General features: G+C 46.7%; 9 protein-coding genes. 7 read left to right on the top strand and 2 right to left on the bottom strand.

Annotated features, from left to right (window positions below):
- Window positions 1-5 precede the first annotated feature (5 nt).
- From J7I80_RS16880 to J7I80_RS16905, 6 genes are all read left to right on the top strand, one after another.
- Window positions 6-662 (top strand): DUF1028 domain-containing protein, encoded by a 657-nt coding sequence (locus J7I80_RS16880; RefSeq protein WP_214739662.1) that lies wholly within the window; start codon window positions 6-8, stop codon window positions 660-662.
- Complete coding sequence (locus tag J7I80_RS16885; RefSeq protein WP_214739664.1) at window positions 659-1,693, top strand: ABC transporter ATP-binding protein; 1,035 nt, start codon at window positions 659-661, stop codon at window positions 1,691-1,693. The genes J7I80_RS16880 and J7I80_RS16885 overlap by 4 nt, the downstream gene beginning before the upstream one ends.
- Window positions 1,650-2,639, top strand: a complete 990-nt coding sequence (locus J7I80_RS16890; protein WP_214739666.1) for an ABC transporter ATP-binding protein — start codon at window positions 1,650-1,652, stop codon at window positions 2,637-2,639. Before J7I80_RS16885 ends, J7I80_RS16890 begins: the two co-directional genes overlap by 44 nt.
- A 152-nt stretch (window positions 2,640-2,791) precedes the next feature.
- Window positions 2,792-4,402: a gamma-glutamyltransferase family protein gene (locus J7I80_RS16895; RefSeq protein WP_214739668.1), complete on the top strand. Its 1,611-nt coding sequence runs from the start codon at window positions 2,792-2,794 to the stop codon at window positions 4,400-4,402.
- A gap of 24 nt (window positions 4,403-4,426) precedes the next feature.
- Window positions 4,427-4,999: a chromate transporter gene (locus J7I80_RS16900; protein WP_214739670.1), complete on the top strand. Its 573-nt coding sequence runs from the start codon at window positions 4,427-4,429 to the stop codon at window positions 4,997-4,999.
- Window positions 4,999-5,526, top strand: coding sequence for a chromate transporter (locus J7I80_RS16905; RefSeq protein ID WP_214739672.1), 528 nt, complete (start codon window positions 4,999-5,001; stop codon window positions 5,524-5,526). Before J7I80_RS16900 ends, J7I80_RS16905 begins: the two co-directional genes overlap by 1 nt.
- Before the next feature lie 638 nt (window positions 5,527-6,164).
- Here J7I80_RS16905 and J7I80_RS16910 read toward each other — a convergent pair.
- The gene (locus J7I80_RS16910; protein WP_214739674.1) at window positions 6,165-7,019 is read right to left on the bottom strand and encodes an amidohydrolase family protein; all 855 of its coding nucleotides are present in this window, start codon (window positions 7,017-7,019) and stop codon (window positions 6,165-6,167) included.
- Window positions 7,020-7,030: 11 nt separating this feature from the next.
- Window positions 7,031-10,072 carry a GNAT family N-acetyltransferase gene (locus tag J7I80_RS16915; protein ID WP_214739676.1) on the bottom strand — a complete coding sequence of 1,014 codons (3,042 nt, stop codon included), beginning with the start codon at window positions 10,070-10,072 and terminating at the stop codon, window positions 7,031-7,033.
- 306 nt (window positions 10,073-10,378) lie between these two features.
- On the opposite strand from J7I80_RS16915, the gene J7I80_RS16920 reads away from it, so the two are divergent.
- Window positions 10,379-10,828 (top strand): methylated-DNA--[protein]-cysteine S-methyltransferase, encoded by a 450-nt coding sequence (locus J7I80_RS16920; RefSeq protein WP_214739684.1) that lies wholly within the window; start codon window positions 10,379-10,381, stop codon window positions 10,826-10,828.
- Window positions 10,829-10,981 lie beyond the last annotated feature (153 nt).

A 10,981-nucleotide genomic window follows, 5' to 3' on the forward strand; every position in this document is an offset into this window, starting at 1 on the left:
CTAGAATGACATTTTCGATCACTGCTAGATGTGAGAAAACTGGACTGCTGGGCGTGGCCGTATCAACTGCGAGACCAGCAGTTGGCTCACTTGTTCCTTATGTGAAGTCGGGGATTGGAGCAATCGCCACCCAGGCCACTGTTAATCCGTTTTACGGCGTTGACGGAATCAAGCTTTTAGCTGAAGGAAAATCACCAGCTGATGTGCTGGAGCAGTTGCTGGCTTCAGACCCAGACCGGGAGAGACGGCAATGCTCCATCGTTGACAAGGATGGAAATGCGACAGGTTTTACAGGAAAAGATACGGTTCCATGGCAGGGTCATAAAATCGGAACGCAGTTTGTTGTCGCTGGCAATATGCTGACAGGACCGGAAACGATTGAGGCCATGTTCGAAACGTATCAAGCATTGGAAAATGAAAGTTTGCCAGAACGGCTTTTAGCGGCTCTTGCCAGCGGACAGGAAGCAGGAGGCGACAAAAGAGGAAGGCAGTCGGCCGCTCTTTATGTTGTTGACCGCGAAGAGTATCCGCTTGTGGATGTCAGGGCAGATGAACATCCTGAGCCTGTCCAGGAATTAATCAGAATCTATAAAAAGTGTCAGGAAGATTTATTTCCATACACTGCTAATCTAGTAAAACGAAAGGAGGAGGCAATCAAATGACACAGCCATTATTGGAAGTGAAGAATCTGAAGGTCAGTTTTGCCGGGAAAAAGAAGACCACAAATATAGTAGCCGGATTATCCTTTAATGTGGAAAAAGGGAAAACCCTTTGTATTGTTGGAGAATCAGGCTGTGGAAAAAGTATGACCTCCCTTTCGGTCATGGGTCTGCTTCCTAAGACGGGGGAAGCGGAAGGCGAAATTTTATTAAAAGGCGATAATCTGACAGATAAGTCGATGAAACAGATGAGCAAAATCAGAGGCAACCAGATTTCTATGATTTTCCAGGAACCGATGACTTCGCTTAATCCTGTACAAACAGTTGGAAAGCAAATTGCCGAGACCATCATTCTCCATCAGAATGTAACCAAAAAGGAAGCACGACAGAAAGCGATTGAGATGCTTCAGCTGGTCGGCATTCCTTCACCGGAAAAACGGATCGATGCCTATCCCCATGAGTTAAGCGGCGGAATGAGGCAGAGGGTCATGATTGCGATCGCCCTTAGCTGCAATCCGGAACTGCTGATTGCGGATGAGCCGACTACAGCTCTTGATGTAACGATACAGGCGCAGATTCTTGATCTGATGAAGAACCTGCAAAAAGACCTGGATATGGGAATCATCATGATTACCCATGACCTGGCGGTTGTTTCTGAAATGGCGGATACAGTACTGGTCATGTATGCAGGAAAAGCGGTTGAATATGGCACCAGAAAATCGATTTTCAACAATCCGATGCATCCATATACACAAGGGCTGATGAAGTGTATCCCCGATGTCGATGCGGAAGACCATGTGGAGGAGCTTTTTGTGATAAAAGGTTCTGTGCCATCTCCGGATGCCATGCCAGCAGGCTGCAGATTCGCTGATCGCTGTCCGCATGTACAGGAAATCTGCAGGGTACAATCCCCGGACCTCGAGCAAGTCGATGCACAACACACAGTCAGCTGCTGGAAATACACTGATTTATGGAAGGAAGGTGAGGCAAATGGGCCAGCCATTAGTGAAGTTGCCGTCGGAAAATCTTCTTGATGTACAGGATTTAAAGAAACACTTTCCTGTCGGTGATCAAGGGTACTTTGGAGAAAAACAGGTGGTAAAGGCATTGGATGGCATCACCTTTACTCTAAAAAGAGGCGAAACGCTGGGAATCGTAGGCGAATCTGGATGCGGCAAATCTACGATGGGCCGGGCCATCCTCAGGCTTCACGAACCAAGCTCAGGAACGATCGTTTATGACGGAAAGGATATCACCAATGTTTCCAAGCGGCAGATGCGTGATAACCGCAAAGATATGCAGATCATCTTCCAGGATCCATATGGTTCCCTGAACCCAAGGATGACTGTGGGCGCGATGCTGTCAGAAATCGTTGAAACCCATAAAATCGTTCCGAGAAAAGAGCTGTATGACTATGTTTGTAATCTGCTCGTAGAAGTTGGGCTTTCGGAACAGCATTATTACCGCTTCCCGCATGAGTTTTCCGGCGGGCAGCGCCAGAGGGTAAGTATCGCGCGTGCGCTGTGCACGAACCCAAAGCTGATTGTTTGCGATGAAGCTGTCTCCGCTTTGGATGTATCTGTACAATCACAGATCCTCAACCTGCTGCAGCGATTAAAAAACGAGCACCAGCTGACATACTTATTTATATCCCATGACCTTAGCGTAGTGAAGCATGTAAGCGATCGTGTTGCCGTCATGTATTTGGGGAAAATGGTCGAACTTGCTGATAAAAAAGACCTTTATGATAATCCGCTTCACCCTTATACAAAAGCCTTGCTTTCCGCCATTCCTTCAACCAAGGAAGAGAAGAAGCGGGAGAGGGTTATTTTAAAAGGGGATGTACCAAGCCCGATCAATGTTCCGAGCGGCTGCCGTTTCCATACAAGATGTCCGCTTGCTACCGATCGATGCAGGGCAGAAGAGCCGGCATTCAGGGAAGTAAGCGAGAACCATTTTGCTTCTTGCCATTATGCATAACTTGGGGAGGTCCTTGCCTTGAAGGTAAGGACGTTTCTTTCGAGATGAAAAAGGAACGTTGTTTTTTAAAAAGAGAATATTTCATTTGTAAGGCTAATAAGCTAAATTGACTTACAAATGAAAGTGACCATCTTTGAGGGGGAGATCAATTCATGAACGTAGATTATCTAAATTATCCATATCAATCACAAAGAACCGTAACCTTTGCCAGGAATGGCATGGTTGCCACTTCTCAGCCGCTGGCCGCACAAGCGGGGCTGGATATTTTAAAAAAAGGCGGAAACGCCATTGATGCAGCGATTGCGACAGCGGCATGTCTGACAGTTGTTGAGCCAACATCTAACGGAATCGGCGGCGATGCGTTCGCATTAGTTTGGGTAAAAGGGGAACTTCATGGCCTGAACGCCAGCGGCCCGGCACCGCAAAGCATCTCGATTGATGCCGTCAAGGGAAAGGGACATGAAAAAATGCCGACATTTGGATTGGTCCCTGTTACAGTTCCAGGTGTACCCGCAGCGTGGGCTGAGCTATCGAAACGATTTGGCAAACTGCCGTTAACAGAGGTTTTGCAGCCAGCGATTGACTATGCAGAAAAGGGATATCCTCTGTCTCCGGTTCTGGGCAAGTACTGGAATATTGCTTATGAAAAGTTTAAAGAAATTTTTACAGGTGATGAATACAAAGGGTGGTTTGAAACCTTCGCGCCTAATGGAAAGGCGCCGCAAATCGGGGAAGTCTGGAAATCGGAAGGCCATGCAAGCACATTGCGCCAGATTGCCGAAACAAACGGGGAAAGCTTTTACCGCGGGGAACTTGCAGAAAAAATTGATGAGTTCTCCAAACAGCATGGCGGCTTCATCTCAAAAGAGGACTTAGCTGCATACAAGCCAGAATGGGTACAGCCGATCAAGGTAAATTACAGAGGCTATGATGTCTGGGAAATCCCGCCGAATGGGCAGGGCATTGTTGCCTTGATGGCACTGAACATGCTGAAGGGCTATGAACTGAATGAAAAAGAATCTGTGGATACATACCACAAGCAAATTGAAGCGATGAAGCTTGCGTTCGCGGATGCAAAGAAATATGTAACTGATCCTGAAAAAATGACCGTCACATCCGAGCAGCTTTTATCTGAAGAATATGCGGAAGCAAGAAGAAGCTTGATTGGAGACACCGCCCGCCTGCCGGAGCCTGGCACACCTCCTAAGGGTGGAACCGTTTATCTGGCTGCCGCGGATGGTGAAGGAAATATGATTTCATTCATCCAGAGTAATTATATGGGCTTTGGCTCCGGGATCGTCATCCCAGGAACAGGCATTGGCCTTCAGAACCGCGGAGCTGATTTTTCATTGGATCCGTCACATGATAATCGCCTTGAGCCTGGCAAAAAGACCTACCACACAATCATTCCAGGATTCCTGACAAAGGACAATGAAGCAGTCGGTCCGTTCGGAGTCATGGGCGGATACATGCAGCCACAGGGCCACGCCCAGGTGATCATGAACACAATCGACTTCAACCTGAACCCGCAGGCTGCGCTGGATTCACCGCGCTGGCAATGGATGGAGGGCAACAAGGTAGTTGTGGAGAATACCTTCCCTGCCCACATTGCCCAGGCACTGGCCAGGAAAGGGCATGATATCCAATTTGCACTGGACGGCGGCGGATTCGGCAGAGGCCAGATTATCTGGAGAGACCCTGTAACAGGAGTGTTATCCGGCGGAACAGAGTCAAGGACGGATGGGGCAATCGCAGCTTGGTAATCTCAGAAAAGGTGTTGAATGAAAATGAAACAGCTTGATCTATTCCTGGCATTTTTCCGAGTCGGAATGCTGGGGTATGGCGGCGGCCCATCATCAATCCCACTCGTCCATAAAGAAGTAGTCGAGAAATATAAATGGATGAATGATGATGAGTTTGCTGATGTTTTAGCCCTGGGCAATACTCTTCCAGGACCGATTGCCACCAAGATGGCAGGCTATATCGGGTACAGGGTTGCGGGTTTCACAGGAATGGTGAATGCCGTAATGGCCACCATCGTCCCGACTATATTGTTGATGATTGTTTTACTGACCTCGATTTCTTCATTTAAAGATCTGCCATGGGTTGCCGGCATGACAAAGGCAGTCGTTCCAGTCGTAGGTGTCATGCTGGCGACCTTGACCTGGGATTTCTTTAAGAAATCGAATGAAACGCTGGGCAAGGTGAACGCGGGCTTAATGGTTGTTGGCGGACTTATTCTGATGGAAGTTTTGAACATCCATCCAGCCATCCTGATACTCGTGTTGTTAATACTTGCTATTGCTAAAAAAGACAAAACTCCTAAGGTGGAGAAAAAGATTGAAAGAGGGGTGGGCTGATGATTTATTGGCATATATTCCTCGCCTTTTTCATCCCGGGAATCGTTGGTTACGGAGGAGGCCCTGCATCAATTCCCCTGGTGGAAAATGAAGTGGTCGACCGCTATGAGTGGATGACGGTACCGGAATTCAGCGAAGTGCTGGCGATTGGAAATGCATTGCCGGGCCCGATTGCGACAAAAATGGCAGGTTATATTGGATATGAGCAGGGCGGGGTACTAGGTGCTGTTGTCGGCATTTTCGCTACAGTTGCTCCTTCACTGATCTTTATGATCTTCCTTCTTGGAGTATTGTACCGTTTTAAAGATTCACCAAAAGTGAAAAGAATGACGAATTACATCAGGCCGATCATTGCCGTCTTGCTCGGTGTCATGACTTTTAACTTTTTCTTTAATTCTTATGTAGATACAGGCATTATACAAACGATCTTTTTGGTTGTTGCCAGCTACCTGCTGCTTGAAAAGTGGAAGGTTCATCCTGCTTATGTCATCACAGCATCGTTAGCGTATGGCGGTTTATTCTTATAATGGTAAAGAGCCCATCCCGGGAAAGGATGGCCCAAACTGTAGACAAACTCGATGGAAACGGAGTTTGTCTACTTTTTTATGCCAGCAGTGAATAGCAAGTGAATCTTTCCTAAAAGACTACCAATGAAAAGTACCCTTATGAGAAGTGAACCCCTGACATAAGGATTGGATTAATGCCTAAATGTACCCTTATAGGAAGTGAACCCCTGACATAAGGATTGGATTAATGCCTAAATGTACCCTTATAGGAAGTGAACCCCTGACATAAGGATACGATTAATGCCTAAATGCACCCTTATGGGAAGAAAAACTCCGTCATAAGGGTACAATTCAAGCCAAAAGGCACCCTTATGGGAAGAAAAACTCCGTCATAAGGGTACGATTCAAGCCAAAAGGTACCCTTATGTGAAGGAAAGCTCTGTCATAAGGGTACGATTCAAGCCAAAAGGTACCCTTATGTGAAGGAAAGCTCTGTCATAAGGGTACGATTCAAGCCAAAAGGTACCCTTATGTGAAGGAAAGCTCTGTCATAAGGGTACGATTCAAGCCAAAAGGTATCCTTATGTGAAGGAAGGCTCTGTCATAAGGGTACGATTAAATCCTACTTTTGATGCAAGAAACTAAGGCTACGGAAAAGCCTACTTCAAAAATGGCTTGATCTTCGGAAACACCTTCAGAGCGGTATTGTAAAATACGTCCTCATGGTGCTCGGGAGGAATCAGGTCTTTAATGAACTCGATATACGGACCGACCGGAATCAGCGGCCAGTCTGTGCCGAACAGCAGCTTGTCGTACGAGTCGGCAAACTCAAGCGCATGGCGCAGGTGGTCAAGAAAACGTCCCTGGCTCCGTTTATCCAGTTCTGCCTTCGTGCCGACAATCAACCCTGACAGATCAGCGAATACATTTGGATTTTTATAAATGATCTCCGCTCCAGTCAATGTCCATGGATCCCCAAAGTGGGCCATCATGAAGTTCACATCGCGGTGATTGACCGCGACTTCGTCAATCGCCATCGGATGGGAATATTTCAAATACCCGCGTTCCGAATAGGTGTCTCCGGTATGGAACACAACAGGAAGCTGGTATTTCGCGGCCAGCTTGTAGACCGGTTCGTACACCTCGTCATACGCATAAAAAGGATAGTATCCAAGATAGATCTTGATTCCGACTGTCTTTGGATTTTGCAGTTCTTTTTCAAGACGGGCAAGAGCTGCCTCACCGAGGTCATATGGGTTAACCCCGGCGCAGCAAAAAATGTTGGCCGGGAGCTCAGCTTCCATATCTAGCCCCATCGGCGTCCGGGCTTCATAATCAGGGAATCCCATTTTATCGGTTTCCGTCAGGCCCATGCCGATTCCGAGCACTACATTGGCTTCCTTGAACTCCTTTAGGATGCCAGCTGTGGAATAGTCGACGAACGACAGCTTCTCGGCCGTTTCATAAAAGGATTTAATATTTGATAGATGTATATGGGCATCGATGATTTTCATGTTATCTCCTTTTAAAATTGGACTCTTCTCAGTTTTTTAAGCAAGTCGCCAGTCAGTTTGCGCTCATCGAAAAGCAGGAACAGCGGAGCGCTTTTTTCGAATTCGCCTTGGTGCCTTGAGACAAGCTGCAAAACTTCTTTATTTGTGTACGCGTCAGTTGGATAGGCATCGTTGTTTGGAACGAGGTAAAACTTATCCTCTGAGCTGTTGCTGCTAAAATATGAATCTTCATCCAGCATCAATGGAATTTCCTCGCTGCCTGCATGATAAGCATGACCCTGCTGGCTGTCACTGACGGAAATTCGCACATCGGTCAGCTCGCTGCCACCGACGAACAGGTCTGTGATCCAAACCTCATGTGCAAGATTTTTCCCGCCAGCATCCTTCACTTCTGCAAAAGAGGCGACAACCGGCACGCCAGGAAGCATCAGATAATATTGCGTGTACTGGACACCGTTCCACTGCTTATGTTCCTTAAACTCCGTTGTGATTGCCAATCCAATCCACTTGTTGTCGTCACTGTCCTTCGTTTCAACCACTTCAGCATGGCTGGTTTCTTTTAACAGTGAGAAGGTGTTGATTCCATTTGGTGCGGTCTTCATTCCGCCTGCCCATGGATTCCACCAGCTCTTCGCCGTCAACTCTGGATAGGAGTGGTCGAGCCATTCTTGGCCATTCACTTCCATTGAAAAGATACCAGGATAGAAGTTTGGGTCTGCTTTCAGGGTAATGATGCCGTTATCAATGATCAAATTGCCATCCTCCGTTGCAGAAGTAACACTTCCCGAAGGAGAAATCAGTAATTCTTGGAATCTAGCTTCCGTCCCATTGCCTTCGTATGAGGCATCGATAATGGACAGTGGTTGCAATGCTGCGAATGGCACTGTCATAGTATGAGAGGTTTTCTCCATTTCTGCGGTAATTTCATGAATCTCATTCCCAATCTTTAATGTGCCATCCAGGTAGCTGTTTCGGTATGTTTTCAAAGTGAAATCCGTGTCAGCATCAGGCTGGATTACGAGCTGATCAGCTTTGAAGCTTAGCTCACTGCTCTTTTCAGGCTTTTTTCGGACCGGCACTTGCTCTGCATAGGCAATGAAATCGTCGAAATTCTGGAAAGCACCAAGTGACAGGGTAATGGTTCCTGACACTGCTCTTGCTCCTGGCTCAAGCTTTCCGAATTGGTCCTCGATGATAAACTGCCAGCTCTCAGGCCCGGCGCTGCTATCTTTAGACCAGGCCAATCCTATCGGACCGTACTGGCCTTCGGAAAAATACCAGTTCCCTGTGATTCTCTCAGAATCCAGCTCGCCAATTTCCATGATTCGATTTTCGGTAAAATGAACAACCTCGCCATCGAGCGGGAAGTAAACTTTTTCGAGTTCATGGTAGACAGGCTGGCTGAAGGCCACTTCAGGATGAAGGCTTTCACCTTTATTTTCAACTTCTCCCCATGTGTGGATGATTCCATCACCGAACAAGCGGTACGTCTGCGTTAAAAGCAGTCCCTCCATCTCGGCAGATTCCAGGTTGATTTTTATATCAATCGAGGAATCGTTAATCTCCCAGGTGACAGAGGAAGGCTTTTTCTTGGTAAACTCCAGCGAATATGGCTTTCCGAGCTTCGGTGTCATAAAGGCAAAAGGCTGATTTTTCTCGTTGTTTCTAGCAGCTGAAGTCAGAAGGTCCCGTTTGCGGACATTGATCTGACCAAGTCCGTTGAAAATATGCCAGAAATCCTTCGATTCACCGCCGAACTTTTCGCCAAGACCTTTGAAAGCAACCGAGATGTCCTGCTCGAAGGTGAGCTTTTGTCCATCGTTTTTTGTTGCCGTAATCGTAAGCTCAGGCTTGTAAAATCCATGCTGTTTTACTGTTAAAGGCACAGACACCGTCTTCCGGCCGCGGGCAGGAACTTCCACTGTGAATGTATGTTTTGTTAAAACGATCTGCTCATTTAAAGGGAAGTCTAATTGGAATTCCGCATTCTCTCTTAGGTTATTCGTTATTTCAACCTCGATAGACGTCGCTTTGTTTAAGAATGAAAGATTGCCAGAGTAGCTGGCTTCTAATTTTGCCGGGTTGATCGGAAAGACGCCAAGCTTCAACTTGCATTCAAGCCCATTGATCGATACGGTGGCCTTGATGCCTGGATGCGTCCGCCAGTGGCTCGGTTCTTCTCCTTTTTCAACGGTAAATGACGCAGTAATAGTAAACTCATCTTCTACCATTTGATCCGCAGTGAAATCATACTTGATTCGTCCTGTGTCCGTCCCGCTTGCTTTGAAGTTGAGCGGTGCTGCGCCCTTGTTTACGACCGTAATTTTAAATTTCCGTTCTTCCTCCTGGATGACTTCATGGTCAGCCAATTTCATTTGCAGGATGAACTCATCCGTTTCAATCAAGCTAATGCCGCGGCTTGTTCGTTCGAATTGGACCCTGGCACGCGTGTCGGAATTCTGCCAGCTGTATTCATAAAATGTAAAGCCATTTTCCTTAACGCCATCCGGCTTCACTTCTATCAATCTAGTGCTGTCCTCGTACCAATCTACTTTTTCAAAGACAGGTTTTAATAGCGGTGTATTCAGGACCTGCGGAATGAAATTCATCAAATGGGTCGAGTCATCTCTGTCCTCCCAGAAAAAACCGCACTTCTTATAAAGAGGAACGGCCTTCGTGTTCCCGGCCCAGGTGTAAAGGTCTAATCGCGGCCAGCCCAGCTCCACCGTTTTTTCCAGCGCCTGAAGCACGAGCTTTTTGCCAATCTTATGCCCCTGGTAATCGGGCCTGACATTGAGCAGGGGGATATACAAAGATCCCGTATCTTCCTTATACTCAGACAAGCCGCAGTAACCGACGACTTCTTCACCGTCCAGCGCCAGATAAAGCTCAATGTTGTCAGAGTTAGCTTCCTTCTTTTTCACCTGCTCCTCCGTCATGACGCGCGTATCTCCGCCCCAGCCGTCACGACTCAGATTCCACATGTTGGCGACCCCAGCCGCCAACCCTTCATGATATTTCTCGATTTGGATAACCTTGTTCAATTGTGCCATTACCTTTCTCCTCCTTGGCTATGGGCCATCTTCCTTTTTAGTTAAAATAAGCTTCTTTTTAGAATTGTCCATCCTACTGAACCTCCTTTGTTTTAATGGGAGTGTTTTGCACTCCATATCCATCGTAAAGGGAAATTTTACTAGTGTAAAGAAAATTTAGAATTTAATGTTTTTTAAAAATATCATTATAAATATGGTGGTTTCCATTTTTTAGTTATAATGAGGGAAAGACTGTAAGAAGGAGTGGGAGTTGTGGAGCAAAAAATCTATTATGACATCTTTCATTTTAATGGAGACGAAATTTTTATGTCGGCGACCGACAAAGGCGTATGCTATGTCGGCTCACCAGAAGAAGATTATGAAGATATGGCTAAACGTTTTCCCACTGCTGTATTTGAAAAGAATCCAGAATTCTTAAAACCATACAGGGAAGAGCTGGCTGAGTATCTTGAAGGGAAGCTCAGACAATTTTCCTTGCCAGCTGATGTAAAAGGGACCCCTTTTCAGGAAGCAGTCTGGACGGCCTTGAAGGAAATCCCTTATGGCGAAACATGTACATATTCAGATATTGCAGAAAAAATCGGCAAGCCTGCTGCAGTGCGGGCAGTCGGAACAGCCATCGGCGCTAATCCAGTCCTGATTTCCGTACCCTGCCACCGGGTCATCGGAAAAAATGAAGCAATCACAGGCTACCGTGGCGGGATTTCAATGAAGCAGCAGTTGTTGGAACTGGAGAAAGTACATTGTAGGAGTTAATGTGCAAGAGGTTTAGTAAATAAGAAAAAAACTGGTTATAAGCAGAGGCAACATGTGCCCGAAAAGAAAGAGGAGCCACGATTTCGGTCACAAGAGGAGGCAACATGTGCCCGAAAAGGAAGAGGATCCACGATTTCGGTCACAAGAGGAGGC

This window comes from Bacillus sp. ISL-41 (genome assembly GCF_018613235.1).
Classification (GTDB): Bacteria; Bacillota; Bacilli; order Bacillales; family Cytobacillaceae; genus Mesobacillus.

Bases quoted from the DNA above. Each gene is read 5' to 3' on its own strand.
- J7I80_RS16890 (WP_214739666.1), top strand. From the start codon at position 1,650: ATGGGCCAGCCATTAGTGAAGTTGCCGTCGGAAAATCTTCTTGATGTA.
- J7I80_RS16900 (WP_214739670.1), top strand. From the start codon at position 4,427: ATGAAACAGCTTGATCTATTCCTGGCATTTTTCCGAGTCGGAATGCTG.
- J7I80_RS16905 (WP_214739672.1), top strand. From the start codon at position 4,999: ATGATTTATTGGCATATATTCCTCGCCTTTTTCATCCCGGGAATCGTT.
- J7I80_RS16920 (WP_214739684.1), top strand. From the start codon at position 10,379: ATGTCGGCGACCGACAAAGGCGTATGCTATGTCGGCTCACCAGAAGAA.
- J7I80_RS16915 (WP_214739676.1), bottom strand. From the start codon at position 10,072: ATGGCACAATTGAACAAGGTTATCCAAATCGAGAAATATCATGAAGGG.
- J7I80_RS16910 (WP_214739674.1), bottom strand. From the start codon at position 7,019: ATGAAAATCATCGATGCCCATATACATCTATCAAATATTAAATCCTTT.
- J7I80_RS16895 (WP_214739668.1), top strand. From the start codon at position 2,792: ATGAACGTAGATTATCTAAATTATCCATATCAATCACAAAGAACCGTA.
- J7I80_RS16880 (WP_214739662.1), top strand. From the start codon at position 6: ATGACATTTTCGATCACTGCTAGATGTGAGAAAACTGGACTGCTGGGC.
- J7I80_RS16885 (WP_214739664.1), top strand. From the start codon at position 659: ATGACACAGCCATTATTGGAAGTGAAGAATCTGAAGGTCAGTTTTGCC.